Source organism: Streptomyces dangxiongensis (genome assembly GCF_003675325.1).
GTDB lineage: Bacteria > Actinomycetota > Actinomycetes > Streptomycetales > Streptomycetaceae > Streptomyces > Streptomyces dangxiongensis.
The window spans coordinates 46593-72694 of sequence record NZ_CP033072.1; the positions used below are offsets into that span (position 1 = coordinate 46593).

Annotated in this window: 19 protein-coding genes and 3 pseudogenes; 7 read left to right on the forward strand and 15 right to left on the reverse strand. The window is 67.6% G+C overall.

Annotated features, from left to right (window positions below; genetic code table 11):
• Positions 1 to 1216: 1216 nt before the first annotated feature.
• Positions 1217 to 1409, forward strand: a pseudogene (locus D9753_RS37380) (transposase); the annotation flags it as partial.
• A gap of 201 nt (positions 1410 to 1610) precedes the next feature.
• On the opposite strand, the pseudogene D9753_RS00190 reads toward D9753_RS37380, so the two are convergent.
• The 7 genes and pseudogenes from D9753_RS00190 to D9753_RS00220 all read right to left on the reverse strand — a co-directional run bounded on the left by D9753_RS00190 (position 1611) and on the right by D9753_RS00220 (position 8541).
• Positions 1611 to 2329: pseudogene (locus tag D9753_RS00190) on the reverse strand (inositol monophosphatase family protein).
• A 138-nt stretch (positions 2330 to 2467) separates the two neighbouring features.
• A complete protein-coding gene (locus tag D9753_RS00195; protein WP_121785192.1) occupies positions 2468 to 3406 on the reverse strand; it encodes a helix-turn-helix domain-containing protein in 939 nt (312 codons plus the stop codon).
• 86 nt (positions 3407 to 3492) lie between these two features.
• Complete coding sequence (locus tag D9753_RS00200) at positions 3493 to 3729, reverse strand: DUF397 domain-containing protein (RefSeq protein ID WP_121785193.1); 237 nt, start codon at positions 3727 to 3729, stop codon at positions 3493 to 3495.
• Positions 3730 to 4280: 551 nt separating this feature from the next.
• The gene (locus D9753_RS00205) at positions 4281 to 4928 is read right to left on the reverse strand and encodes a GNAT family N-acetyltransferase (protein ID WP_121785194.1); all 648 of its coding nucleotides are present in this window, start codon (positions 4926 to 4928) and stop codon (positions 4281 to 4283) included.
• Between the two features lie 176 nt (positions 4929 to 5104).
• Complete coding sequence (locus D9753_RS00210; RefSeq protein ID WP_121785195.1) at positions 5105 to 5833, reverse strand: helix-turn-helix domain containing protein; 729 nt, start codon at positions 5831 to 5833, stop codon at positions 5105 to 5107.
• A pseudogene (locus D9753_RS00215) lies at positions 5833 to 7927 on the reverse strand (hypothetical protein). Before D9753_RS00215 ends, D9753_RS00210 begins: the two are co-directional and overlap by 1 nt.
• 17 nt (positions 7928 to 7944) lie before the next feature.
• On the reverse strand, positions 7945 to 8541 hold the full coding sequence (locus D9753_RS00220) for a helix-turn-helix domain-containing protein (RefSeq protein WP_121785196.1): 597 nt from the start codon (positions 8539 to 8541) through the stop codon (positions 7945 to 7947).
• A 555-nt stretch (positions 8542 to 9096) separates the two neighbouring features.
• On the opposite strand from D9753_RS00220, the gene D9753_RS00225 reads away from it, so the two are divergent.
• Positions 9097 to 10320 (forward strand): DUF6236 family protein, encoded by a 1224-nt coding sequence (locus tag D9753_RS00225; RefSeq protein ID WP_121785197.1) that lies wholly within the window; start codon positions 9097 to 9099, stop codon positions 10318 to 10320.
• 99 nt (positions 10321 to 10419) lie between these two features.
• Here D9753_RS00225 and D9753_RS00230 read toward each other — a convergent pair whose 3' ends face one another.
• The 3 genes from D9753_RS00230 to D9753_RS00240 are packed head-to-tail and all read right to left on the reverse strand — an operon-like array spanning position 10420 to position 14614.
• Entirely contained in the window at positions 10420 to 11565 is a 1146-nt protein-coding gene (locus tag D9753_RS00230; protein ID WP_121785198.1) for a hypothetical protein, read from the reverse strand.
• Positions 11562 to 12329, reverse strand: a complete 768-nt coding sequence (locus tag D9753_RS00235) for an ATP-binding protein (RefSeq protein ID WP_121785199.1) — start codon at positions 12327 to 12329, stop codon at positions 11562 to 11564. The genes D9753_RS00230 and D9753_RS00235 overlap by 4 nt, the downstream gene beginning before the upstream one ends.
• Entirely contained in the window at positions 12326 to 14614 is a 2289-nt protein-coding gene (locus D9753_RS00240; protein WP_121785200.1) for an AAA family ATPase, read from the reverse strand. The genes D9753_RS00235 and D9753_RS00240 overlap by 4 nt, the downstream gene beginning before the upstream one ends.
• A gap of 91 nt (positions 14615 to 14705) precedes the next feature.
• On the opposite strand from D9753_RS00240, the gene D9753_RS00245 reads away from it, so the two are divergent.
• Positions 14706 to 14915 carry a hypothetical protein gene (locus tag D9753_RS00245; RefSeq protein WP_121785201.1) on the forward strand — a complete coding sequence of 70 codons (210 nt, stop codon included), beginning with the start codon at positions 14706 to 14708 and terminating at the stop codon, positions 14913 to 14915.
• A 153-nt stretch (positions 14916 to 15068) separates the two neighbouring features.
• Here the strand turns inward: D9753_RS00245 and D9753_RS00250 are convergent, their stop codons facing one another.
• Positions 15069 to 15593 carry a transcriptional regulator gene (locus D9753_RS00250; RefSeq protein ID WP_163010533.1) on the reverse strand — a complete coding sequence of 175 codons (525 nt, stop codon included), beginning with the start codon at positions 15591 to 15593 and terminating at the stop codon, positions 15069 to 15071.
• 834 nt (positions 15594 to 16427) lie between these two features.
• Here D9753_RS00250 and D9753_RS00255 point away from each other — a divergent pair.
• Both D9753_RS00255 and D9753_RS00260 read left to right on the forward strand, forming a co-directional pair.
• Positions 16428 to 17462 carry a hypothetical protein gene (locus D9753_RS00255; protein ID WP_121785203.1) on the forward strand — a complete coding sequence of 345 codons (1035 nt, stop codon included), beginning with the start codon at positions 16428 to 16430 and terminating at the stop codon, positions 17460 to 17462.
• Positions 17463 to 18260: 798 nt separating this feature from the next.
• On the forward strand, positions 18261 to 18851 hold the full coding sequence (locus D9753_RS00260; RefSeq protein WP_163010534.1) for a hypothetical protein: 591 nt from the start codon (positions 18261 to 18263) through the stop codon (positions 18849 to 18851).
• Between the two features lie 366 nt (positions 18852 to 19217).
• Here the strand turns inward: D9753_RS00260 and D9753_RS00270 are convergent, their stop codons facing one another.
• Together D9753_RS00270 and D9753_RS36875 are read right to left on the reverse strand one after the other, a co-directional pair.
• Positions 19218 to 19742, reverse strand: a complete 525-nt coding sequence (locus tag D9753_RS00270; protein ID WP_121785205.1) for a GNAT family N-acetyltransferase — start codon at positions 19740 to 19742, stop codon at positions 19218 to 19220.
• 548 nt (positions 19743 to 20290) lie between these two features.
• The gene (locus D9753_RS36875) at positions 20291 to 22204 is read right to left on the reverse strand and encodes a hypothetical protein (protein ID WP_205614011.1); all 1914 of its coding nucleotides are present in this window, start codon (positions 22202 to 22204) and stop codon (positions 20291 to 20293) included.
• Positions 22205 to 23295: 1091 nt separating this feature from the next.
• Here D9753_RS36875 and D9753_RS00280 point away from each other — a divergent pair.
• Together D9753_RS00280 and D9753_RS00285 are read left to right on the forward strand one after the other, a co-directional pair.
• Positions 23296 to 23727, forward strand: coding sequence for a hypothetical protein (locus tag D9753_RS00280; protein WP_163010535.1), 432 nt, complete (start codon positions 23296 to 23298; stop codon positions 23725 to 23727).
• A gap of 244 nt (positions 23728 to 23971) precedes the next feature.
• On the forward strand, positions 23972 to 24652 hold the full coding sequence (locus D9753_RS00285) for a cupin domain-containing protein (RefSeq protein WP_163010536.1): 681 nt from the start codon (positions 23972 to 23974) through the stop codon (positions 24650 to 24652).
• 108 nt (positions 24653 to 24760) lie between these two features.
• Here the strand turns inward: D9753_RS00285 and D9753_RS36225 are convergent, their stop codons facing one another.
• Both D9753_RS36225 and D9753_RS00290 read right to left on the reverse strand, forming a co-directional pair.
• Positions 24761 to 25444, reverse strand: coding sequence for a hypothetical protein (locus D9753_RS36225; protein ID WP_163010537.1), 684 nt, complete (start codon positions 25442 to 25444; stop codon positions 24761 to 24763).
• A 211-nt stretch (positions 25445 to 25655) separates the two neighbouring features.
• Positions 25656 to 26102: DUF6527 family protein (locus D9753_RS00290; RefSeq protein ID WP_205614012.1), on the reverse strand; the 447-nt coding region annotated here is incomplete at its 5' end.

The window sequence follows — 26102 nt, forward strand, 5'->3', positions numbered from 1 at the left end:
TATCGATGGGCTTCCACACACCATCGACGCGTGCGCGCACGGGACGCAGGTGCTCACGCGCCTCAAGCTTGCCGTCCGGGTCGGCGAAGACCTCGCTGCTCTCCCTCTCAGAGAGGCGATCTCCACGGGCTGGCCTGTCTGCTTGGCGCGCGACACCGCCTCAGCCTCAGTGGCAGCTGTTCCGGTATCTCCCGCATCCAAGGCATGTAACGCCTGACCGGCCGACGTCTTGCTGTCGGCAGCACTGGCCGCGTTTGCTGACGGAAGCAGGCCCAATAACACTGCGGCACCCACCGCAGCACCAGTGACGCTCCATCGTCTCCCCACAGGCATGACAAACCCTCCCCACAGGGCCTCCCCAGACCCTGCCCCCGCTGTGACCGATCTCTTACAGACCGTGCACACGACGGTAAACAAGAGATCAAGCACAGGTCTAGGTGGCCACAAGCAGGCATCACGCCACAGAGGACCCAAAGAACCCAGAACACCTAGTGGCGTAGGCCACACCAGTGGCGGCCGAGCGCGGGCAACTGTCGCCACAAATAGTTCCTGACCGCGACATTTGAGTAGCTTCCCTCGCAGTACACTGAACGGACGGCACGGGGGCTGGCCCCGACCTCATACTCCGCAAAGTGGATGCTGCCGGCGCCACCTGCCTTTCAGTGATCTCGCTGACCGGACGGGACGCGCGGTCAGGAGCCTCTGCTCCCTTGGTCCCACTGTTCACCTCGCCCCCTACGCTGACCGGCCGGACGGACAAGCCGGTCGGCAGGTGCTGGCAGAGATCAGAACGGACTGCCCAGCGCTCCGGAGACGACCCGCGAAAGCTGTCTCCAAGTCGGCAGCCGACCGCATCATCGATGTGGACGGCACGCTGGTCTCCACCGGCGACCGGGCCATGGCCATCCTCAGCAAAGAGCTATCGTTGCTCCACCAACCACCATGGTCATCGACACAGACACCCCCTCATCGTCGCCATCGGCAAGCCACAGCCAGGCAACCGCAATCGGGCCGGGCCGGGCCGGGCCGGGAGGACTCCGGCGTGAAGGCTGGCGGCACCCCATGGTGATCACCGACAGCGGCTACCGCGGTACCCCTGGCCATCCCGCACCACCGCCGGCACAAGCAGTGCCGCGACAGCAGCGGGCCTTTCGTCCAAGCCGTTCTCATCGCTGTGCGCCTGGGCGCACTCGGTCTGCGGCGGTACGCCGGAAGCATGCCGACGCGACGCCCGAATCCGAGTGATCTGTCCGACGCTCGCTGGATGTTGATCGAGCCGATCCTTAAGGCCTGGTCCCTGGCCTGGCCGCGCCGCGGCGCGGCGCGGCGCGGCCAGGGACTTCGGCCGACCGCCGGGACATGACCTGCGCGACATCATGGACGCGATCTTGTACATGGACCGCACCGGCGGCCGGTGACCGAACTGATACAGGCTTCTCACGCATGGCCACCAGAGCCAGGTACGTGAAAACCACGAGGTCCGCGCTTTCCCAGACGGACTGGACATCCTCGACGTGCCCGGATCCGCAGCGAGAAGGGCCTCCGCTGGGACAGCAGGCCCCTCAAAGCCGCAGTCTGACCCGGCCCGGCGAAACCCTGCGGTCACAGCACTAGCTTCGGCGGCGCATCATCGACAACAACAGCCCGTGGGTCTCGCCATCGGCGGCGACCACAAGCCCACGGCCTGCCTCACCTATCGGGGCACCGTCGATGCCGGTGACGACGCAGCCAGCAGCCCGGCACAAAGCGATACCGGCCGCGAAATGCACGCTCCCGGAGAGGTCGCCGCCATCGGTGACATACGCGGCGCGCTTGCCGGCAGCGACCCAGGCCAACGCCAGCGTCGTGGACACGACCCGAGGCCGGAAACGTTCGACGAAATCAGGATGGGCCAGCAGATCCACGGCCCGGAATCCGGGCGCACTCGGGAACGGCGGATCCAGGTTGACGTCCACCAATCGGGTAGCGGGCGAGGGCGTCAGTGGTGCGTCGTCGACCCCGTCGTACCGCACCCAGGCGGTTCGCCCGTCGGTGAAGAAAACCTCGCCGCTGAACGGGTCGGCCACGGCCGCCGCCCCGGCGCGCAGTGCCACGTTGACGGCCACCAACATGTTGCCGACGGCGTAGTTCAGCGTGCCGCACAAGGGATCCACCAACCACTGGCGCACAGCGTCGGCGGCGCCCTGCTGCCCGCCTCCTCGCCGAGCACCGCGTCATCGGGCCGTGCGGCACGGATGACGCCGAGGATCATCATCTCAGCCTCCACATCGGCGGCGGTGGCAAAGTCCCCGGCACCCTTGTCGATGCGGCTGAGCCGCCGACCGTACATATTGCGCACCACGTCCGCGCCAGCCCGGGCTCCGGCTATCGCGACCGCAGCATCGTCGAAGCCCGCGTATGCGTTGATCACGCCGTGCAGACTATCGAGGCGAAGCTATCGCCTCGGCGTACCTTCCCGGTTCGAACACTATAGGGCGCTATCGGCGGCGCGGGCCGCGTAACGGTCCCGCGCCTCCACCAACAGATCGCGGCTGTCCCTCATGCGTTGCGAGGCGGCGAGGAGATTCAGGAGCACCTGCCGGTACTGCTCGACGTCGCCGGCCCGGCTGAGATACATGGCGCTGTCGATGAGTTCGATGTAGACCAGCTCCGACGGTCCGCCGTCGCCGAACGTCAGGTGCGTGATGGGGTAACTGGGGGCGACACTGGCGCTGCGTTCGAACGGGATGATCCGGATGTTGATCCCGTCTCGCTGTGAGAGTTCGATCAGGTGGTCGAGCTGCTCGCACATCACGCCGGGGCCGCCCACCGGACGCAGCAGGATCGCCTCCTCCAGCATCGCGACGATGCTGGGCCGGCGGGGGGACCACAGGATGCGCTGACGGTCCAAGCGCAACTTCACACGCCGCTCGACCTCCTCAGAGCTGGCGCCCGGCAGACCGTTGGAGACAAGGGCGCGCATATAGCTGCGGGTCTGCAGCAGCCCGGGGACGACGTGATTCTCGTAGGAGGCGATGCGGGTGGCCCCGGCTTCCAGGCCGATCAGGCGCCTGAGCCAATTGGGCGTGACATCACCGTACTTCTGCCACCATGCGTTGTTCTTGGCCTGCTGCAACAGCCCTTCGATCTCATGGGCCTGATCGCTCGAGAACTGGTAGAAGGCGACCAGGTCCCTGATGTCCCGCTCACGCGGAGGGCTCTCGCCCCGCTCCAGACGGCTGACCTTGGACACCGACCCGCGGATCACGGGAGCAACGTCACGCAACGACAAGCTGCGCTCCTTGCGGGCCTGCCGCAATGTCTCACCGAGCAGACGGGCCGCGATCTCCGGCCGCGCACTGTGCCCGGTGATCGGCACAACGGCAGGCTCAGTGCTCTCCTCACGCACCGCAGAACCGTCGGACATGCACGCCCCCCTGCGAAACAGCCTTGAACCCGGGGCCAGTTTCGCAGACTCCGACTGGGCATGTCCGACGGTTGCCGTCCAAGCGCTCAGCCAGTCAGGCTGTCGAACTCACCGGCCTTGACTCCCACGAGGAACGCGTCGACCTCCTCGGCCGTGTAGACCAGTGCCGGCCCCTGCGGGTCACGGGAGTGACGCATCGCCGCTCCCCCACCCGGCAGAGCCGCCACTTCGACACAGTTGCCGCCTTGGGCACTGCTGCGGCTGCTTTTGAACCACATCACGTCCTGGATCTCACCGGCCGGAACTCCGTTGCGGTACTGCATTGCTGTCACCTTCCCGTTTCGGTCGACGCCTTCTCCCACCGAGCGAGGAGCACGAGGCTCTGCGCACACGGGCCGCTGCATTGCCGAACCATGGGAAGTGCAATCCCATATGCAATTGCATGGGGTGGGGTGCGAGGATCGTAGCCGCTCCGACGGGCTGCGCGGTGTCCCCCGAAAGTGGTCTTCAGGCGTGCGCTTGTCACCCGCGTGGGCAGGTGGCCACGCTCAACCGGGCAGGCTCGCCTGGCGCCTTGGCCCGTGCAGGCAGGAGGGGCTGTCATCGGAGCAGTGGGCAGCGTGGTGCGCGTTTCTGCCGGCCCAGCGACGCGGTAGGTCCGTTCGAGGGGCGGCGTGGTTGCCCCTTCGCGGGGCGAACGCCCTCGTGCAGAGGTGCTGCCCGTGCTCGTGCGCGGCCGACGGCGAGAGAAGGGCATCTTCGAGGGCGAACCGAGGGGTGCTTCGCACGGCCTCGACACTCGCGGCAAGCACTGCCATCGGGGCTTGACCTGCGCAGAGGCGAGCGGCGGGCGCTGGCCGCACAGCAGCCGGGTTCAGGCGTGTTCGACGGTGAGCACCGTGTCGGCTCCCCTGGCCACGCGGCGCACCGTTTCTCCGGGCTGGAGTGCCTTGACGGCGAGTTGGTAACCGTCGGATCCGTCGTCACAGGAGGTGAGTCCACCGAGTCGGGTGCGGAAGACAACGGGTTCACCCTGGGCTGCGACGGTGTATCCGCGTCTGCGATACCAGCGCATGACCGGGAAGGCACCGATACGGACCTTGGCGAGAGCCAGGCGGGTCCCGTCAGCGCGTGCGGCGTGCTCGGTTTCCTCCAGCAGAGCCGTACCGATGCCGTGGTGGCGGTAAGGCTCTGCGACGGCGAGAAGCTCGATCTCGGTGAGTGAGTGGATCAGGCCGTTGCGCTGAGCCGGCGGATGTGCGCGCAGCCAGCGTATGGGCGGAGTGGCATACAGCATCCCCGCGATGGTTTCCCCGACCCTGGCGATGCGGCACTGTCCTTGACCGTAGGGCAGCGGGACACAGCCACCGTGCTCGTCGATGGCCGCGGCCAAGACCGCGGGCACCGCTGCACTGTCGAGGTGACTGCCGAGAGCAAGAGCCCCGAGGGCTGCTGCCGCATGTCCGTCTCCTCGCACAGCAAGGGCGATCGAGGCGGAGCCCCCACAGGCCTGTCCGGTCATGACCGCACCTTACGACAGGCTGGCCGAGGCCCTCGTCGAAGCGAAGACAGATACGCCCATGCTGCGCACTGGGCTGAGAGCGCACCGTGCACGCGCCTGCGTGCCCGGCCTTCGCACAACACTCGGGGGGTCGGCCGGGTGGCCGGGAGCGGTTCAGGCCGGCGGCTGAGCGCCGGTCATCGGGAGGCTGGAGGCTGCCAGGTACGGACCTCGAGGTGGAGAATACGGGCATCGGGCTGGATGCGACCGGTTTCGGTGAGCCACTGGTGGACGGCGGCGGTGACGTCACCGCCCGCGGCGTCGACCCGGCGGGCGAAATCGGCTGCGTCGAACCCGCGGGTCCGGGCGGAGCCGTAGGAGCGTTCTTCGGTGTGGTCGGCGCGTTGGATCACATCCCGGCGGATCCCTGGTGAGTCGGTGCGGCTGCCGGAGGGGTGCAGGTAGCCGGTCCTGGCCAGGCGGACGGTGAACGCCAGGCGCAGACCGCGGCGGGCGGCTTCGGCGATCAGGGGCCGCAGGCGGGCGGAGCCGGAAGCGATGGCCTGGGCACCGACGCGCCCGGTGCCGGTGCCGGTAGGGGTGATCAGGACGGCTTTGCCGCGCACGCGGGCTCGGGCGCCGGAGGCGGTGGTGCGGCGCGTGATGTGACGGGTTGCGATGGCGCGGAGTTCGGGCAGGTCGGTGATGCCGCCGGCCTCGACAGCGGTGAGGACCTCGCGCAGGGCGGGGACGAAGGCCGCTCCCTTGTTCCTGGTGTAGAACTGCGACACCAAAGAGGGGTCCCGGTCGATGATGCGGGCGATGTCGCGTTTGGTGTACCCGGCCTGTTGGAGCCGGTCGGCCAGGCGGGCCGCCTCGTTCAAGGCTGTGCGGCCGGTGGCCTGGCGTCGGCGTCGGGGCGGCATCAGGACTCCTGGTTCGTGGTGAGGGCGGTACGTCCGGCGTCCCGCAGGCTGAGGAGCTCCTCCTCGCTGGTGGGGGCAGCCAGGGGGCCGGTGAGGTGGCCGCGCAGGAGGTAGTCGCCGGGCTGGTGGTGGTAGGGCCAGTCCTGGGCCTCGGTGAGGTAGAGGGCGTCGGTGCGGAAGGCGATGACGCTGCCGGGCGGGGTGTGCAGGGCACCCGCGTAGGCGTTGTCGTCGCGGTGGCGCTGGGTGAGCAGGGCGGCCCGGGCGCCGGACCAGATCGCGGCGGCCCATTCGGGATGGGCGTTGGGGTCGCGGCTGAACCCGGTGGGCTTCTGCCAGGTGATGCGTTCGTCGTCGAAGGCGATGATTTCGGCGTCCGCGGGGACGTCGCGTTCGGCGGTGCGGGGGGTGGTGCCGGTGACCATGCGGGGGCTGGGCGAAGGCGCCGATGCCGTACAGCAGGATGGAGCGCACCGCGCGGGAGGCGAGGTGAGCTGCGCGGGCCTGCTGGGCATCCCCCTGGAAGTGGGCCTGGGCGGAGAGGTTCGCCCAGGTCTCCTTGAGTTTCCTGGCCCAGTCGTCGAGGGGCTTGCCGTCGTCCCACAGGATGCCGTCCAGGATCTCGATCTTCCACGGCTGGATGGGGTTGGTCAGGGCGGTGTGGATCTCGGGGCCGCCTGCCCAGGTGGTGAAGGTGGTTCCGGGCTGGGCGGGGTAGTGCCACGCGCGGTCGCCGGGAGCGGGCGCCGGCAGCAGGCCGACGTGGTTCCAGGTGGTGGGGACGGTCACGCGGACCTGCCAGTGCCCGCACCGTACAGGGCCCGCATCTGTTCCTTCTCACTCCACGCGGCGAAGGTGGTAGCGGTGATGCGGCGTGGGGTTCCGACGGGGGATTTCCATGTGTGTTTGGCGTAGGCGAAGGTGCGGTCGTACTCGACGAGCCGGGGCAGCTGCTCGGGGACGCGGGGTGGGGTGATCAGTTCGTTGCGGCCCTGACCTGCGGTGGCGTGCAGCAGGCCGCGGAGCTCCTCGGACAGGACGGGGAAGCCGTCGGCGTACTGGCCGCGGGTGGGGATGGTGCGCGTCCACAGGTCGCGGCCGGTCTGGAGGGGAGCCCATGATGACGGCGTCGCTCCAGTGGCGGCGCAGGGCCTGCCACAGCAGGACGAAGGCGTCGCGGATGACGGCGGGGTCGTCGCCGTCGGTGTCGAACCACTCCCCCACCGAGCGGATCTCGACATGCTGGTCATTGTTCTCGCGCTGGTAGCGGCCGACGGGGTTACGGGCGTGGACGAAGTGCCCGGCCATCCGGTCTTTGCCGCGGCCGGTGTCGGTACGCCAGCCTGGGGCCGGTGCGTTGAGCCAGGCGGCGACGGCGTCACGGAGGTAGGGGTAGCGGTCGGCTTCGCGGTGCCAGGGATCACCGGCGGTGACGTAGATCCGCTCCACACCCTCAGGGACGGCGTGGAAGACGGCGGTGAGGAGGTCCGCGGCCGTGGCGGCGCCGAGGTCGAGGTGGTGGGTCTGCTGGCGGTGGACCAGGACGCCGGTGGTGGTGTCGAGGAAGACGGTGGAACGGGCCTGCTGGGTGAAGTTGGGCCGGGTGGAGGCCAGGCCCGGTGTGTGGGTGAACCAGGCATCGCCGGTGGTGTCTTTGGGGATCGACGGAAGGCTGCGTGCTGTGGAAGCCGGCGGCGGTGAAGTCGGGTTGACGGGTTCGACAGGGTCTGGTGCGGTGGTGAGCCGCGGGAGGGCGGTGCTCGCCGCAGTGGCGATCGCCGCCTGCGGCTTGGCAGTCTCGTCAACGGGCCCGGCGGCGAGTGTTTCGGGGGCGGGGCCCTGGGGCTGTGGCTTGTCGGCTGTGACGGCGAGGCTGTCGGGTGCCAGGGCGGGGGCGACTGCGACGACGTCGGTCACGCTCAGTCCGGCGGCCGGGGCGATCCGCTCCGCCTTTGCCTTGCCGTAGGAAGCCAGCTGAGTGATGCGCTTGTCCCGGTCAGCCTCCAGCTTCGACAGTTCCGCTCGGGCTTTCTTGATCGCGTCCCGCACGGTGCGCAGTTCGGAGAGCGCGGCGTTGTAGCTCTGTGCGTCCATCGGGCGTCCTTGTTCGGTCAGCCTGCGGTATGCGTGGTGACGTAGGCGACTGCTCCGCCCGAGTGGGAGGCGAGCCGGGTGCCCAGCAGCAGCTTGGCGAGCCGGCGGTCGCCGTCCGGGCCGGAGGTGATCACGGTTTTCGGGGTGGCCAGGTCAGTGACGTAGCCGGCCAGTCGGGCGTCGGGAAAAGCATGACGGCCCTTGGTGTTCTTCTCCCATCGCTCCAAGCCTGTAAGGACGGCAACGACGTAGCCGGACAGCGTCACCGGCAGCACTCCCCCGGCTGCGACGCTCGCGGCGTCGCATCGCCACCAGCCGCGCAGTGCTTTGAGCAGGTCCTCGGGGGTAAGGGATGAAGCGAATCCGAGCCAGTCGCGACCGGGCTCGTGTGCTGGCTGGGCTGTATCGACCCTCAGCACAGCAACTTCCGGGGCTTCCAGTTGATGCAGCGGGGCATGACTGCGCTCCCGCAGAGCCTGGACGGTTTCGAGCGGAATCATCACGCGTACGCCACGGCGCGACAGGCCCGGCAGCAGTCCTGCCTGTACGAGGCGTCGCAGGGTGGTGATTGCGCAGCCGATTTCTTCCGCGGCCTGCCCGGTGGTCAGCAGCATCTCACCCACCCTTCATGCGTACTCTGATAACTGAGTTGGCATATGCAAAATAGCGGCGTAGCGGATCGAGGTCAAACGCTTCTTGGTGAGCCGCCGCGAGCACTGCTGGCGCGGACGGCGTGTGCTGAGCGAGCGAGTAGGCCTCGCTAGGTCGTGTCGGGGTCGATCAGACGTTCGGCGATCGTTAGGTCGGCGCCCAGTCCTCTTAAGGGCAGAGCATCCACGAAGTCGCCGAACTCGCTGCGTGTGTAGGTGATGTAGCTGCAGAGGCGAAACACGAAGTCGATCCGGCTGCCAGTGGTAGAGCAGTTGCTCCAGCAGCTCCGGGACAGCAGCGAGGGCAGAGACGCCGGAGCGGAAAAGCGTGGAGAGAAGGGGTGTTCTCCTTGGCGTAGTGCAACGCCGGTCACTGTACGCACGTCCGGTACAGCTCAAGATTCGAGGGCTCGGCTGCAGTCCATGGACTCGCCTCCGTCGTCCCGCTCAGTCGCTCTAGCCCCTAGTATGACGCTGGTCGCGCCAGTGGGGGCTGGTGCATCGACCAGGGAGTTGAGGATGGTGGCCATCGGTCTGTACTACCCCTACGTTCACTTCCGTGACCCGGCTTGGATCAAGGCTGCAGCGCTGTACATGCCGCGGCTCGCCCGTGTCGTTCCCCGCGGTTTCCGGGTGTCTGATCCCAGCGAGGTCCAGGCGCTTCAAGATGGCTTGGGTTTTGTAGAGAACTTCGACCCCGCTGACGCTGTCGAAGCCGCGTCTGCACACTTGCTTGCCACAGTGAACGCTCACGGGGATGAACTGGCGGGCGCCTTTGGCGTCGGACCGTACCGGGCTGGTGGGGTGAACGCCGAGCCTTCACCTCCCGGGTTCTCAGCGCACCTTACCCACTCTGGTAACAGCAGGCAGTTTGGCGGCCAGGGTCTTGCCGGCCTTTACCCCGGCGAGATGACGGCTTCCCTGCGCCAGGCCTTGGGGGACAGCGGTCTGGCCGTGCCGGCGATCCGTAACTCTGTAAGCGGGCAGTCCGGCACAGAATGGATCGGATTGGATCCGGCTGTGGCGTGGGTGTACAAGTGCGCTCTGACGGCCGAAGTCGCACGACGTACGGCCTTCATCCCGCTGACGGACCAAGTGGCCGCACACACTGCAGCGGGCCAGTGGGACGCTGATCGCATGGCGGCAGTTCTGCTGGGTGGGCCCTTGGGCTCTACCGAGATGCTTGATCTGACCAGTCGAGTCGGGGTTCTGTCCTTGCAGTACGTGCTGCCCGCCCGGCTGGCCACGGTGCCCGTGGACAAGATCGTGGAGCTGCGCACGAAGTATCAGTCGGAGTTCGTCGCCTACAGCGATGCGGTCCGGCAGACCGCGCAGAAGCTGCAGGAGAACGTGGGTGACATCCCCAGCCGACAGGCGCTGGAACTGTATCTGCGGCAAGCAGTACACCACGACTTCGAGACGAAGGTTGACGATCTACGCAAGGTGATGAACGGCATCGGCCTGCAGACCATCACCACGGCGATCAGCGCCAAGTTCGAAATGCCCAGCTCAGTTGCCCTGTTCAGTACAGCCGGCGCTCTCGCCAGCAGCATGATGGGCACCATGGCCGGGGCAGCCGGAACGACCGCCGTAGCCGCCTTCGGCCTCGTCACCGGCGCACGACGACAATCAGACCAGGCTGCGGCAGCCAATCCAACCGGCTTTCTGCTGCGCGTCGAACGCGGCCTGAAACCGACCACCTTGTGGCGGCGGATCCGGCACAGCTGTGGAGCCAGCCTCTGATGCCACCACGCTCTGGCTGGGCCGGCTTCCCGCACAGGACGCACGGGGTCCTCTTGAGGTAAGGCCTCCGATGGGGAGGCTACTACTCACACGCTTCTCTCAGGACCGTTGGCGTGCACGGCGGGCGCGGGCTGCAATGAGGTGGCAGGTTTCGGTGGCATGGGCGATGTCGTTTCTGTCCCAGGACCCCAGCCGGAACGGCCTGTCCGCGCCCGACAGGTGGGCGGGCAGATCATGGCGGATGTATGCCTGCAGGTCGGTGTGAATGCAGGCGGCGTCCAGAAGGAGGCGCGCCCAGTTTGGCAGTTCGGTGGGGAGGTCCGCTCGTGGGTGTTCTGGGGTGGCAGTGGTGAGCTGGGACAGCTGGTCGGTGCCATAGCCGGCCAGGGCTCGGATCGCGACGGCTGCGGCGTGTATGGGGTGGGCGATGCGGGTGTGGATGCGCTGAGCCACGATCTCGTGGTGGGGGCCGCTGGGGGTGTCTGGGTGGGTGTGTGCTGGCAGAGCAATGGCAGGCGGCCGGCTGTCGGTGGCATGGAGCCGGGTGGGCGTGCCGCGGGAGCTGGTGGTGATTTCGTCGGGCGTTCCGGCGGGGTGTCGGGGGCGTGGGGGCAGCTCGTACCAGGGTTCGTCGTGAGGGCCGGGAAATGGGGCGCTGTGCCACCAGGGGTAGCTGGCGGGAGGCCGAGATGAGGTGTCTTGGTTCAGGTGCTGGCGGGCATCTTCGAGGGTGTCGATCTGGTGGTGGGCGACGGTGTTGAGGATGGTGGCCAGGGCAGCCGATGTTGGACCGCTGACGACGAGCGTGAGGCGGATGCGGGTGAGTTCGCGCAGGGCCATGAGGTGCTCGAGGTGGCGGCCGGTGATGCGGTGGGCGCGGCAGATGACGTAGTGGCTGATGTTGAGGGCTTGGGTCCACGCGGCCGCAATGCGCCAGGACTCGTCGGCGTTGCCGGTCCACCAGGGCGGGTCGATGTGTGGGGGCGGGAGATGTTTGCCGAGCGCGCGGATCAGGTCGTGGGCGAGGTAGGCGGGCGCGGTGGCCAGGGGTGTGGGGTGGACGGCAATGCGGCCGAGCCCAGGTTGGTGGGCGGCGAGTGCGGTGGTGGTGTAGGGGGGCTGGTCGTGGGTGTCGGTGATCAACGTGATGGGCGGCAGGCCGGAGTCGGTGTGGTCCGGGGACCAACTGGGGGTCCACTTTTGGAGGGTGTCGTCGGGTGCAGCGCTGTGGGGCGTTGAGGTCATGTTGTGAGGGCCAGTCGGTGGTGCAGACGGCGCAGGAGGGCGTCCGGGTCGGGTGGGTGGTCGGGGTGGCGGCGCCGGTGGGCTTGGAGCTGATGAGTCAGGGCGGCCCAGCGGCGAAGATTGCCGTGCGCCCACATCTCGTCCAGGTGGGTGAGGGTGCGGTTTGGCGTGTTGTGCCACAGCGGGTGGAAGGCGGGCAGGACGGTGAGGACTTCATCTGGGTCGAGGGGTTCCATGTGGTGCCAGGTAGTGACGCGGCTGAGCAGGGTGGGTTGTGAGCGCAGGGCTTTGAGGCGGGGACGGCTGGCCAGGAGCAGGATGGTGACCTGCGGGGTGGGGTCGTCATGGAGGTAGCGCAGGTATTCGATGCAGGAGGTGGACAGTTGGTGGGCTTCGTCCACGGCGAGGAGGCGGGGCGTGTGTGCGAGGGCGTGGCGCAGGTAGTCGTCGCAGATGCCGGCGTCCTGGGGCGGGTCGCCGGGCAGGTTGAGGGCGTGGTGGAGGCTGTGACGGAGGTCGTCGGGGCGTGCCTGGGGGCGTTGCAGTAACCGCAGTGCGGGCAGGGTGGGGCGTTGCTCGCACAGGGTGTGCAGAGTGAAGGTCTTGCCGACGCCGGGGTCGGCGGTCAGGCACATCATGCTCTGCTCGCGCAGTACCTTGTCGAGGGCGTGGGCGGCGGCCCGCACGGCCTGGGTGGTGACAGTGCGGGCGTCGGGCAGGCTGAGGTAGTGAGGAGCCGGTGCGGTGGGTTGTGTACTGGTCATCCGGCGTCCTGCTGGGGGCGGCGGGCGCGGCGGCGGTGGGGCAGGGCCCGGCGGATCGCCCAGCGGGCGATGGATTCGTCGACCTTCTCCAGGCCGCGGCGCTTCATGCCTTCGAGGACGTGATAGGTGATCTTGGACCAGACGCGGAAGGTGCCGCCGGCGCCTTCTTCGTAGACGTAGTCGATGAGTTCGGGTGATGCGCTGGCCCAGACGGGGTGGAAAAGGGGAATGTTCTTCTGGACCTCGTCGGCCTCCATGGGTGCGAATTCCTGCCAGATGTAGATGCGGGAGGCGAGGGAGGGTTCGCTGTAGAGGGTCTTGTAGGCTTCTTCGCCGCCGACGAAGAGGACGGCGGGGCGGTTCTTGCCCTGGCCGGTGTCCCACAGGTGGCGGACGAACTCGAAGCATTCGCGGCTGAACTGCTGGGCTTCGTCGCAGACGAGGACGTAGGGCTTGCGGGCGAGGGTTCGCTTGAGCAGGCGGTCGAACTCGCTGGGGTGGGAGGGGGGTTCGCCTTCGAGGCGGAGTTCGGTGAACAGTTCCTGGCGGATGTCGCGGGGGGTGGGGCGGGAGCGGAACTGCAGGAGCAGGACGCGTTCGGCGGAGATTTCCTTGAGTGCGGCCAGGACGGAGAAGGTTTTGCCGAGGCCGGCGTCGCCGTAGATGCAGGACATGGCGCGGGCTTCGATGGTGTCGGCGATGTTCTCGCTGGCTTCAAGAAGGGCTTCGGTGGCCACGATGCGGGCGTCGGCGAGGTTGAGGTAGAAGTCGGGTTCGCCGACGACGTCGTCCCGGTCGGGGCGGGGTGTCGTCTGCGTGGTGTCGGTGCCGGTCATGTGGGTGTCCTTCAAGGTGGTCGGGGCGGTGGGGGTGCTGTCGGGTGCGGGGTGGGCGGGCTGGGCGTGGGTAGTGCCCGGTGGCCGGCCGGTGTCGTGGTCGTCGAGGTCGGCGGTGCCGGCATCCTCGGAGCGGATGCGGACGGTGCAGCGGGGGTGGGTGTCGCCCAGGCAGCCGTGCAGGAGGTGGCCTCGCCGGCGCTCCTCCTGGCCGAGGGCGGTGTGGGGGCTTGGGGTGGGTCGGGGGCGGTGCGCGGGGTGGTCATGTCTCTTCCTCGGTGGGGTGGATGTGCCGGGGACGGCCCAGCCGCCGGGCGGGGTGATGCGGCGGGGCATGTAGTCGGAGGGCAGATCGTCAGCGGTCCGGCCGGAGCTCCAGGCGCCCAGTTCCTTGGCGGCCTCTTTGCGGGTCATCGCGGTGTCGGCCTGGGCCGGTCCGGTGGTGGTGTGTGCTTTGAAGCGGCGGCGGCGCAGGGTTTCGGCCCGGCGCAGGTCGCGGCGCACGCGGCGGGAGCGTTCGGCGCGGGCTTGATAGACCTGCTCGATTTGCTCGTCGGTGGCCTGGTCGGCCAGGTGGGCGGTGCCCAGATGCCGGCGGTTGTCGGCGTCGAAGATTTCGATCTGGTCGAGGTGGTGGGGCTGGAAGCGGATGTGGACGCGGGTGCCGGAGCGGCCGGTCATCCAGCCGGCCATGTAGTCGCGCCCCTTGAACCGGATGCCGTGGCCGTTGATGACGCGGGTGGAGCGGTCGCCTTCCAGGAGGAAGGCGTGAAGGTCCTTGGCGCTGACTTCGCGCAGCGGGGTGTTCTCGCTGTTCCACCATTGCAGCGGGGTGAGGTCGCCGTAGCCGGCCATCGTGTGGTCGGCGTTGCGGGTCTTGACCCACTGCGCGAAGAGCTCGACGAATCCTTCGAAGGTCAGGGCTGGGTCCTTGTCCCCCGAGTGGTGGCGGGAGTCGAGTTTCTGGGCGTGGGTGTAGCGGGGCAGGGTGGAGAAGAACATGCTGGTGGCGGCGCGGTTGAGGTTTTCGATGCTGCCTTTGAGGTGGGGGGTGTAGGGAGGCAGGACGTCGACCTGGACGGCGAAGGCGCCGAGTGCGTCCTGGACGGCGCGGGAGAGGAAGTCTTTGCCGCGGTCGATGCGGATCCGGGTGGGCAGGCCGCCTGCCGGGCCGTAGCCGTCGTCGTGCAGGATGCAGGATCTGAGGGCGGCCAGGATGGACCCGCGGTGCGGGAAGTGAGGGGTGACGGCCCAGCCCATGATCATGCCGGTGTGGCAGTCGCAGAACCAGGTCACCCAGGGTTTGACCAGCCGGTCGTTGGCCCACACCCAGACGGGGGCTTGCTTGTGGTCGCCTTCCCACTCCTCGTTGCGGGCGGTGGGCGGGCGGCGCAGATGCGGGTCGTGGCCGCGGGAGGCGGGGCCCGTTCTTGAGGCCGGCTCGGTCACCTGGCGGCAGGTCGCGTTTGATGGCGCGGTGCAGTGTGGACAGGCTCACCGGGGTGGCGCCGGATGTCTCGGCTTCCTGCGCGAGTTCTCTGTGGACGGCTTTGACGTTGCCCCGGTGGTAGGCGAGCAGCGTGCGGATGGCGTCGGTGATCTCGAAACGGTCCCGGCTGCGGTGCAGGGGTTCACCGAGCCGGGCGCGGGCCAGCTTGCGCCACACAGTCGTGACGTGAACGCCGAGGGTGTGGGCGGACAGTTCGACATGAGCGGTGGTCAGCTCTCCGCGCTGCGAGAGCTGCAGTAGGGAGCGTACGGCGGGACCCATGAGTTCCCGTTGTGCGTGCCGGCGGCGGGCCAGGTCTTCTTCGGTGAGGTCCTCGGGGTCCGGGGGCTTCATGGAGGCGTTCCTTTGGCGCGGGTCGATCAGGGGTTCGGTGCTGCGGCGGCGAGGGAGGGTTCAGGCCCAGAAGCCGAGGTGGGTCACGTGCTCGTACATGCGCCAGTCGGAGTCGAGGTCGGTGATGACGTCGTGCCACCGGTGGGTCAGTTCGCGCAGGTCGCTGCGCGACCAGGCTGCGATGATGGGGTCCCAGCGGTAGATGTTCTTGTGCCGCCACCGGGCGGTGCGCCGGTGCTTGTCATCGACGTCGCTCTGGTCGACGGGGTAGATCTCCACGCGGGTCCCGCCCCTGGCGTTGAGCCGGCGCGTCATGCTGGGCGCCATGTTGCGGCGGCGCAACAGGCGGAACGCGTCCTCCAGGCGCCGCTGCTGCTCGGGGCTTGGGATGCGTTCCTCGGCGAGCCAGGCAGTGATCATCCGCCGGTCCATCCGGATGCCGCAGTCCTGCATAAAGGTGTAGCCGTTTCGGGAGCGGGTGAGGTAGAGCAGGTTGCGTCGCAGCCGTTGTGTCGGTGTTATCCAACGGCTGGTGACCTGGGCGATCTCATCGAGTGTGGTGTTGAGGGCTACAGCCCCGGGCACGCCCTGGGCCCCTAACCGTCCGAATCCCATACGTGTTCTATCTCCAAGGGCTTACGTGATGTCGAAGTGGTGCGCTGTGCACTTGGCAGGGGCTCCCTCGTTCGGGGAGGCATCGCATTCGCTGTGCTCCAGCGCGCTGCTGGCCCCAACGTGAGTGCCGGGTGGGCGTGTGGGGGACGCGTGAGCCGGATGGGCTCCGATGCACGGCACCTTAGGAGAGCGGGAGTCCGACGGAACGAGTTCAGGCCGACATCGAGACGATGGCACTTTTCGAACATTTCGCCCCCTCGGGGCCGGCTCAACGACCCAGCCCGTCAGGCGTCGAACCCATCGACGCGAGGCATCGATCGGCGATCCGGTCAGCCAGTGCAGCCCGCGAAGTAGTGCATGATTCCGGCCACTTCAAGCCGTGCCATAGGTTCCGAGGAATCAAATAGCCGGGCCCATCCCATAATTCGGATCTGCTTTGAGCCACTAGAGAAGCGGGACTTCTGCTCTCCGCCTCCCCTACTCGCGAGTACATAATGCAGAACCCCGCCGCTTTAGGCATGCGCACGTCAGCCGGTGCGAGTCGACGCAGGACAACAGGAACACTAGCGTTCGGGTCTGACAACGAACGGCCGACTTCCTCGCGCGCCTCGCCATTGCACCCGGTGATTGACTTGTTTTTACTGCTTCGACGTCTTGTTGAATAGTTGATCTTTCATATTCGCTGGTCAGGGGAACATGCCTGGGAGTGCGGAACCCAGGGGTGGCTTGATAAGCCTTCAAGGAAAAACCGCAGGAAGGTTTCGGCGCGGGGGCGTTGTCAGAGCCGTCCTCCAGGATGCCCGCATGAGTCTCACCTCCCATCTCAAGGACCCGCGCTCCCCTATCTCACGCTTTCTGGCGGAGCAGCTTCCCGGCACCAAGGACGTCCTGACCGACTACCGTGAGCGCTTAGCCCGCTTCCCCGCCCCGCTGCTGCCCCGGGCAGAAGCCGGTCTCAAGCCCGAATACCGGATGCTCGGCCACACCATCGACCACCGCCTGCGCATCTCCCTGGGTGCGCCGACCGGCATCCCCATCAAGGAAGGCATCGTGCGGGCGGTCCTCGACGACGACGGCTGGCCCAGCCGGGACGTCATCCGTGCCGTACAGCAGGCCGGCGATGCGATGCTCGAGGAACTGGCCCGATACGAGAGCGACACCGGGCAGCCCCTGTCCCTTGCACCAGCGGAAGAGGAGCGGCTCATCCGGCTGTGCCATGTCGCTTCCAGCTTCGAGGCGATCTTCCGGCACTGCGGCTGGATGCGCGGCAACACTCTCGGCCTGTGCGCTCCCGGTTCCACCTTGGACGACCTCGTCGATGCCGTGGCGGACTACGTCGTCGACGACATCCGCCAGCAGATGCAACTCGCCGCGCACCCAGGCCCCTTCGAGGCCCTGCGTCTCCTAGACGCCAGCGCGCGGATCTGCGGCCCTGTCTTCGACGGCAGCCTGCAGGTCGGTGGAGCAGACGCCGACTTCATCCTCGATGGGACACTCATCGACTGCAAGGCGACCATCCGCCCGGAACGCATGGGCCGCTCCGAGATCTACCAGTTGGCCGGGTACCTGCTCCTCGACTACAGCAACACCCATTCCATCTCCACCGTCGCGCTCTACCTCTCACGCCAAGGCGCGCTCATCGACTGGAGCGTCGAGGACTTCCTGGGCCTGCTCGGCGCACGGCACGACCTTGCCACGTTGAGAGAAGCGTGCTGCCACGCGCTGACCGGCGGCCAGCACGGCACCCCGCTGCCTCCCCCGGACCCCGCCCGCCTCCTCCCCCGGCCGCGCGCCGCCTCCCCCGCGCTTCAGCCCTCGCTTTTTGATCAGGTGGACTGAGCCGGCCCTACTGGACGACGCTCACGGGCGGGGTCGGACGTAGTCCGGCACCGCCCTCGCGCATACGCTCAGCAGCGTCGTATGGGGAAGCCGCCCGTGCACGGCTCGTAAGAGTGGCCCGGCTGGTCGTCCTTCATCTGGTCCGTGACCCATCCGGCGAGCACCGCAGCAAGGAGAAGAACCGTCAACGCGACGGCGCCGCGCACGTGCAGGGGGAGGGCGTCCCACCGCTGGCGCCGCCTCGACGCTGCCCGCTTCCGAACCAGCCGGGAGAGCGGAGCCCGGCATCCGGGTGGCCAGCGTCCCTGGCGTGCCGCACCGCAGCAGTCATCTCGTACCCGGGGGTCGTGGGCACCTCGGCACCACAGTACGCGCACACAAACTGCGACATCATGCTCCAAAATTGGTGTAGAGCCCGGCCCGCCTTGAGGTAGGCACATTTAACGAGTCTGAAGTGGCGCAGTCGGCGCCTTGGCCCACAGCCTCCGCGCGCCGGGATACATCACGTTTGCTGGCTCGGCAAATCAGTGTGGAGCACCTCAAAGCACACGCAGCGGGCGGCACACGTGCCGCCGAGGCGGGGCTGCGAAGCCGCTGGCGATGAGACTGGCTGTGAGATCGGCTGCGGGCCAACAGCTCGGCCGGCCTCGCGAAGAGTGCGCTGCGCGGGCGCACCGAGCAGATCGTTGCCCGGTCCGCAGCCCGCGGGGCCCGCGTCGGTGCCCCTCCAGACCTGCCGGATAACTCCGGCGGGACCTGGTCCGGGCCGGGCGGGGCCCCTGAGCGATGATGGCCGGCATGAATGAGCAGTGGGCCGGTGTGGTGGGCGCCGTGGCAGGTGGGGTGTTGGCAGGTGTGCCGGCGTTGTTGAGCGCGAGTTGGAGCCGTCAGGCCCAACGCGAGCAGACCCAGTCCCAGCACATACTTCTAGCGGGCCAACTGCAGTCGGCCCATCTGTTGCAGGTGATGGAACCACGGCGGCGAGTCTACGGCGACTTCATCGCCGCGGTGCATGAGCTGCGCACCAAGTCGTATGAGGCGTGGAGCGGCGGCCATCCAGACGGCTATGGTCGGTTGCTGCTGGTGCTAGAGGATGAGGAGTTCAGCCGGCGGCTGGAGCACGTGCGCGCCCAGGTCTCGCTGGAGGGCCCCGAAGCGGTCGTCGCAGCGGCCGAAGGTGTCATGGAGTTGCTCGCCACCATGCACGCTCGTGTCATTTCGATCGAGGAGAGCGACATGGCAGCTGAGTTCGGCATGGCAGGCGAGGAGGTGCCCCCTCCCCCGGAGTTGGCTGAGCTGAAGCCAAGGCTGGACTGCATGATCACAGAGGCTCGCCAGGCCCTGGCCGACCACGGCGCCACCGTCCTGCTGCCGTCCGCCAACCACTAGCGTTCTGGACTACTGCTCCACAGCCGGACCAGGAGGCGCCTGCTGCCCGTTCAGACGGCCCTTTACTGCTCGGCATCTGGTGGTAGCGGGCTGCTCGGACGGCTCCCACCGGTGTACGCAGCGCTTGTACTTGCGGCCGCCGCCGCACGGGCAGGAGCCGCTGCGCTTGGGCGGCTGATCGCTACCGCCTGCGTAGGAGGGACGGCTAGGGCGTGTATCGAGTCATGGGCGGTGACCGTGCAGTGAGCGCTCAGGTCAAAGAGCCTTTGCCCCAGCCTGTTGCGGGGGAACTGTCGCGGGGGCACTGCGTCTCCCCTGCTCCAGGACGCCTTCACTAGCCTGTGACCACCGTATGCGCCGACTCGCCTACCGGCCTATGGCGGAGGACCCTGAAGCGGGATGGGCGGGAACGATTTCCTTGGTCATGAGGACATGTGTGTCGGTGGCGAGGCGGGAGTGTGCTGTCCAACCGTGGCCCTCCCAGAACCTCAGAGCGCCGCTCCATCCGTCGTCCCCTTTGAAGACCTTCAGGTAGACGCCCCGGCAATCGCGACGGGCCAACTCCTGGACCGCGTACCGCACGAGCCGCGAGCCGTGACCACTGCTGCGATGCTTTTCGTCGGTGACCAAGTACTCCAGATACACCGGCCAGATCCGACCAGCGATCGTCCGCGGACTCTTCCACTCGACGGTGAGCACGGTGATGGCAGCACCACCGGATTCGATCAACCACCCCCCTCGCCGGGCGCGCAGTCCGTATTGCTCGTACTGCTCCAGGTCTTCTCTCCACCGGGAGACATTGCTTTCCTGCCAAGTGGGGATCTGAGCCAAGAGCCGGACAATGCCAGGAGCGTCGGCGGAAGTAGCCGCGTGCGTCGAGTAGTTGACCATGCGATCAGTATCTTGCCAGGGCACCCTCACCAAGGCCGCGATACGCCTGCCTCCAAAGCTTCAGCCGCAGCAGTTTCCCGCTCGTTACACGGGGAGGTCGACTGGAGCAGCCTCGATCCTCAGCCGCTTCCCGGCCAGAGCACGGTGAACATCTGATGCCGAGCGGGTTCGCCGCGCCCCGCACAGGCGTCCAGCAGCCTGCCGCTACAGGCCTCACGGGGGACGCATCGGGGGATGCGGTCGCGAGGTGCGGCGCCGATGGCTGAGGGTACCCGCGCGGTGGGTGCTCCCGCGGCCGAACAGGCCGGACTTGATGGCAGTTTCCTGCCTTCATTCACGTCGGAAACTCGACGATTGTGGCGTTCTTCAGCAGGCCTCGCGCGGCTTTCGCAATCATTGCGACGGGGTCTGCGACGTCTGTGAAGTCGAACCACTCACCCCCCGCGCTCTGGTTGCGAAGCGGTCGTGCAGGCGGCTCTCCAGGAGGCCGCCTCCGGTTGAGGTCCACCGCACCGCTAGCGGAGATCCGGATCCGGACTGCAGCGATCTCAGACGTCCGGGCACGTTCTTGGACACACCGATCTGACTATCTTCGCTTCGGCCTCAGATGAGACGACGTACACGGACCGGGTGTCGTACTGAGGTGTCCTGGCCGGGGCCTTAGGGACCGGCGTAGATCTGAGCTGGCGCAGCGCCTCGTCCTCGCGCCGGTCTTCTTCGTCGGCCTCCTCAACCTCGTCCACGACGGCTTCGAGCATGTCGCGCACCGCGCCACTGGCAGCGCCGCCCTCGACCAGCGCGAGCAGTTCGATGACAGTGGCGATGTCGATATCTAGGCGCCGGAAGGGAGGACGGGGCGGACGCCGGGACGACGTCAGGGTAACGGAGATACCGGGTAAGTCGTGGCCGGCGATGTGGAGGTCGGTGGTGAAGACGGTGATATTCACGGTGCGGGTTCCTGTCTGGCGTAGGGCTCCGGTGCTGCCGGTGGCATCCGCTTGGCCCGCCGGGGCGTTGCGCCCGTCAGAAGAGGGCGCCACTTCGGGCAGTGCCCTCGCCGACTGCATCTGTTTCGACTGTCTGCGGGCAGCAGGTGGGCACTGACCCGCCGGTTCGGGAGCAGCGCGGGACCAGAACCCGTGGCCGGTTCCGTGAGCATCACGATTAACGCGAGAGGCCGGCACGGACGGTGAGTGGGTGTACTGGTCGGGCGTCAGGCGTTGGCCGGACCATCCGTGGCAGAAGGAGCAGCTGGGGCCGTTCCATTCGCAGAAAGTCGTCAGGTCGAGGAGTTCGGCCAGGGTCATTCGTTCGGTGTCCGGGGTGAGGGGGTGGGCGTGCTGGCAGTCCCCGCCCACAGCATGGGAGCGCCCCCGGTAACGGCCGTTGAGGTTGCTGCCGTAGATCCACAGGTCGGCCAGCGGCCCGAGGGCGGCGGGGTTTTCCCGGAAGAGATGCACATTGAAGCGGCGACCGGGGAAGGTGAGGGCGTCGGTCCAGGCGTTGCGCAGGCCGAAGTGCATGTGCGCGATGCGGGCGGCCAGTTGGCGCAGGTCGGTGTCGTGGGTGGCCTGTGCAGCGACGGCCAGGGCGGTGGCGCGGTCACTGTGGCTCCAGCCGGAGGACTCGCACTCCCGCCGAAGGTCGGACAGGCTCGCGGCGGCAGCCAGTCCGTCGCTGGGCTCCGCCTCTGCCTCCGGGGCGAGCGGGGGCGGCTGACGGGGAGCGGCCGGCACGGAAGCGGCCAGCGGGGCGGGCGGGGTCACGGCTGGCTCAGGGAGAGCGGGCCGATCCTCGAGGTGGGCCCGGTAGGCAGCGGAGAGGTCCTCCAAGTCCTGGCGGCGCGCACGGTGCAGGTCGATGGGCTCCTGCAGGCTGGTGTCGAGCAGCTGCACCCCGCCGTGGAAGGCGTGGAAGCCGATCGACTCCCACAGGGCGGCGATTTTGGCCTTCGCGGTAGCACGGTAGGCGTCACTCACCTCGTCCCGGTTTTCGGGCCATTCGGCCATGCCGGGCTCAGCCGCGACCGCGCAGCAGCCACCGGACAGGCGGCGGATGGCCTCGGCGGCGAACACCGGGCCCAGGCCGAAGCCGCGCCAGGGACGGGTCAGGAACACCCGGTCCACGATGAGCAGATCCCCCACCGGACAGTCGATGGTCTCCTGGAAGGCATCGGAATACTCGCCGTCGTGAAGGATGGCGGAGGCGATGCTCTCCAGGTCTCCCGACTGGGCGTCCGCGACCATCCAGCGGTCCACACCGGTGTAGTCACGCAGCCGCCACAGACGCAGCCAGCCGACCTCGCTGCCGTCGTCGATAAGCTGCTGACAGGCTTCGGTGCAACCGCCAGCGCATTCCTCCTCCTCATCGTGGTAGGCGCGGATGGAGACACCCCAGTGCTCGAGGGTGTCCTCATCCTCGTAAGGCACGGCGGGGTGCCCGTGGCTGTAGACGAGCCGCAACTGGGCCGGGTCGCCGGGAAGTTCGCTAGCCGGTCGGCGCGCAAGACTCATGAGGGTGGAGGCTAGCCGTCGCCACTGACAATGGGTCCGGCGTCGAGCCTCGGCCGACGGTAGCTGAGGATGTTCATTGCACTCCGGACATCGGGCGCGGGCCGACATGTCGGAGTGGGAGGGGCAGTTACCACTGCTTCCGCTGCGCGGTTCGGTAGGCGAGGGGCCTCAATCATCCGCTGAAGTCTTCTCCGGAACAACGCCCCGAGCGGCAGCGTCACACAGTGGTGCGGCGAGGGCGTCCCAGCCAGGCCTGGCGGGATGCAATGCAGGCTGTCATTGCGGATCACGGCATGGTCTTTCCGCTCAACCGGCCGGTGATGAGCCGCGCTTGGGCGACCTGTGCGTCATGCTCTCCTCGCGAGCCCGCTTGGCGTCTCGGATGGCAATGGCCCATGCAGCTATGGCCGCTGCCGAGGCGACTATCGCGCTGTACGCGTCGGCAGGGAGAGCAAGCATGTGGGGTGGGCCTGTCGCTGACCGTACCAAGCCCTGCCTCCAGAAACGTCGGTTGCGACGGCGCCCACCGTCGTGCGCGCCCGGCAGCAAAATGGGAGGAAGGTTCACGAAGATCTGTCGTGTCCCTTACGGCTCCGCCCTGGGCAACTGTGTGGGCACCCCACTGCCGACGGTGCGGGGCCCCAGCCGGAGAGGCGGCACCACTGCAACTGTGCAAGCCCAGTAGGTGGTCCCGCGGGGCTTCGCCAGATGACGCGGCCCTGCCACATCTGGACACGACGCCGGGGTACCGGCGTGAGGTGTGGGTTAGCCGGAGGCCGCTTCTGTCAACCGAGAACCGGCTTATCACTCTATCGATGTGCCACCGATGTTGCCGCGGCGGAATGCGTGGAAGTAAGGCCGTAACAGCGGTACCTGCGGCGTTCTTAACCCACATCGGCGGGCAGAGTTCGCGGCTTCTCTCTCACTGCGGTCTCTGCTCGCGTCCGCGTAGCGCTAAGGTCACGGCACAGGTTGAGGAAGGGGGAAGGGTGGCTCATCAAAGCTTCCTGCTCAACAGCGCCAGACATTTGCGGAGCTTGGTGGCTGAGGACGAAGAGGCAGTGCGGGCCGCAGCGAAGCGGGTCCAGGAAGCGCAGGAGTCGCTCGAGGACGCTCAGCTGCGGGCGGAGGCCTCGCGAGAAGTTCTCCAGAGCGTGGAGAGCCGTTTGAGCAAGGTGGTGGGCTCACCCCTGGCATCGCAGGATGTGCTGTTCCCGTCGACCACGGCTGACGCGAACGCCTCCACTCCACCGATGCCTGTGGTCGATCTGATCCGGGAATTCCTGCGGCCGCGCGGGGAAGCGACAACGGGTGAGATCATCGAGCACGTCCGCCAGTCACGCCCCTCGACCAACTCCTCCAACGTCAGCCCCGAGTTGAGCCGGCTGGTGAAAATGGGCGATGTGGTGCGGCCACGGCAGGGCGTATACAGCCTTTCCCCAACCGCTAAGTCACACGAGGGGAGTGCCTGACCCGGACGGTTCTCGAGCAGCGCAAAGCACCGCCGGTTGGCCCCGACGGTGCTGTGATGCGCGCACAAATCAGCTGAAGTCACCAAACAACCCACCGATCGGCTCCGCGCGTACTCACTATAGCGAGCACGCGCGGACCGCGCGGATGGGTCACCCACCCATTTCGAAAAGCGGTACACATGTTCGTATATTCTGCTGGCGCCCTATCGCTTCCAGCGTCGGCCTGTGCGAGGGGGGCTCGTTGATGACGACCGTCACAGGCGATGGACGCGTGTTGCCGACCGGCCGGGCCAGCTTGCGCCATCAGCGCGAAGTGTTCCTTGGTGCCGTTCGGCTCAGTGGCCCGGAGCGTCTCGTGATCAAGAGCACGCACGTCGCCAAGGAGGTCGGTCTGAGCGGCGACACAGTCACCGAGAGCCTGCGCTTCTTCGACACCTTGGGCATCGTTACCGGCGCTCGCGGCCGCTACGCCGCTACCGAGGAAGGCGTTGCGCTGGCCGAGGTGTGGCCCGCTGACGAGACGCGTGCCCGGGTGATGCTTCACCACCTGTTTGAGGGCCACTGGGCCACCGATGCCGCCCGGACTGCTCTGGCACAGGGACCCGTGGAGGCCGAGGCGCTGGCCCAGCATCTTCAGTTGGGCCTGCCCGGCCACCCCCGCCGTGGCCTGTATGTCGTGGAGTGGCTGATCGAGGGGCTGATCATCCATCCCGACCGGCACGGCAGGGTCTATGCAACGAGCCCCGGCCAGGTGCCGCCAGCCTCTACGCTTCCGCAGCCGCGCAAGTCCGAGCACGAGCCGTCCGATGGCTACGTGATGGGCATGTGCAATGAGGAATTGCGACGGCTTCCCACCTCGCAGTACGTGTCGGTGCTGCGCAGCTTCAAAACGATGATCGAACAAGTGGACGCCGTTCCGGCCTGATGCCGGGCAGGCAGCCCGGGCCTGGATCGGTCAGACACTCCAGCTACCTGGGCAGCATCCGGTGGTCCCGTTCGGTCTGCCGTCGGGCGGGCACCGTCGCCTTGGCCGTCAGGCCGGCGGGTCGGCGGGTCTCGCCTGAGGGGTGGATGTTTCCTTTCTACTTCCCTCGGGAGTCGCGATGCAGTTGTTCAAGAAGCAATGTCCGGCGTGGTTGACCCTGACGGCCGCGGTGCTGTCGGGCGCTGCGCGGGCAGTCGTCAGTTTCGCACTGAACCTCGCCGGCACTGACGCAGGCATAGAGCACGCTTTGCAGCAGCCCGGTCCTGACGAGCATTCGGCAGGGCCGGGTTTTCCTCGCTGCGGATGGTGACGGCGCGATGGAGCGCACAGGTTCCGCCGCATTGGATGCTGCTTCGCGCGGTGTCCGCTGACCTCTTGATCGCTCGGCGACCGGACAGCTCTCGGTGTCTGCTCGTGATGCGGGGTAGCCATTCCCTGGCGCAGCCACTCGATGTCGTCGACTGGTGCCCGCGGCGTCCAGGTGCCGAGCGCGACCGGATCCGAGACCGGGGACTGGGGGAAGATCGGGTCGATGTCTATTTCGAGGTCCTCGGGTGGCTGGCCGCGGTCGGCGAGCATGCCCGCCATGGTGTGGAAGCCGATCCAGCCGCACTTCTTGCCGTAGCAGTCGATCCGGCCGCCGGAGGTGCGACCCCGCCGGGAAGCTGCTGAGGTGATGCGGCGTTCCACCTCATCGAACGGGTCGGGGCGCCAGCCCAGTGCGTACACCACGCCGAGGACGACAGCAGTGGCTTCCCGGTGGCCGGGGTGGGAGGTCGTCGTAGTTGTCGCGGCCCGAAAACAGGGGTCCGAGGGTGTAGTTGCCGAAATTCATGCCGATCGTCGTGCTGACGTCATCCCGGTGCGGGTCGCGCAGGCGTTGATGCTCCCTGGCTTAGGGTCCAGGGGTGCGTACGCGGGCCGAGTCCCCGCGCTCATCGGCCTACCGGAGCCACGACCGCAGGTGGCGACGCAGACTGGTCAGCGGCCTTGGCCTGTGCTCTTCGGTGTATTGGGACAACAGATGGCGGTCACGATCCCTGTTCTGGGCGACTTCTGCTGTCGAGTAGTGCCGGCTCCATCGGATGCGGCCGTCATCAATCCAGTAGTGCGAGCGGCAAGGCAGCGCCCAGTTGCCGATCGAGGGGGTGAGGGACACGTTTTGGCCGTCGTAGGTAATCGACCACTGTGCCGGGGAGAGTGGTGTGATGACTTCGTGGCCGCAACCGCAGCAGCAGAGGTGGCTGCAGGTGCGGTAGGGGATCGAGACGTACAGCACTCCCGCGTCCATCGTTTCGGGGAAGGTATCGGTGAAGACCGGGCGCAGGGTGTCTTGTGCGGTCACGGCAGGTCCTCGTGGTGATTCGTTGGTGATCAGCGAGTACGTGGT

Bases quoted from the DNA above. Each gene is read 5' to 3' on its own strand.
- D9753_RS00205 (WP_121785194.1), bottom strand. From the start codon at position 4,928: ATGACCGGACAGGCCTGTGGGGGCTCCGCCTCGATCGCCCTTGCTGTG.
- D9753_RS00225 (WP_121785197.1), top strand. From the start codon at position 9,097: ATGGTGGCCATCGGTCTGTACTACCCCTACGTTCACTTCCGTGACCCG.
- D9753_RS00230 (WP_121785198.1), bottom strand. From the start codon at position 11,565: ATGACCTCAACGCCCCACAGCGCTGCACCCGACGACACCCTCCAAAAG.
- D9753_RS00235 (WP_121785199.1), bottom strand. From the start codon at position 12,329: ATGACCAGTACACAACCCACCGCACCGGCTCCTCACTACCTCAGCCTG.
- D9753_RS00200 (WP_121785193.1), bottom strand. From the start codon at position 3,729: ATGCAGTACCGCAACGGAGTTCCGGCCGGTGAGATCCAGGACGTGATG.
- D9753_RS00285 (WP_163010536.1), top strand. From the start codon at position 23,972: ATGACGACCGTCACAGGCGATGGACGCGTGTTGCCGACCGGCCGGGCC.
- D9753_RS00260 (WP_163010534.1), top strand. From the start codon at position 18,261: ATGAATGAGCAGTGGGCCGGTGTGGTGGGCGCCGTGGCAGGTGGGGTG.
- D9753_RS00220 (WP_121785196.1), bottom strand. From the start codon at position 8,541: ATGCTGCTGACCACCGGGCAGGCCGCGGAAGAAATCGGCTGCGCAATC.
- D9753_RS00255 (WP_121785203.1), top strand. From the start codon at position 16,428: ATGAGTCTCACCTCCCATCTCAAGGACCCGCGCTCCCCTATCTCACGC.
- D9753_RS00195 (WP_121785192.1), bottom strand. From the start codon at position 3,406: ATGTCCGACGGTTCTGCGGTGCGTGAGGAGAGCACTGAGCCTGCCGTT.
- D9753_RS00210 (WP_121785195.1), bottom strand. From the start codon at position 5,833: ATGCCGCCCCGACGCCGACGCCAGGCCACCGGCCGCACAGCCTTGAAC.
- D9753_RS00270 (WP_121785205.1), bottom strand. From the start codon at position 19,742: ATGGTCAACTACTCGACGCACGCGGCTACTTCCGCCGACGCTCCTGGC.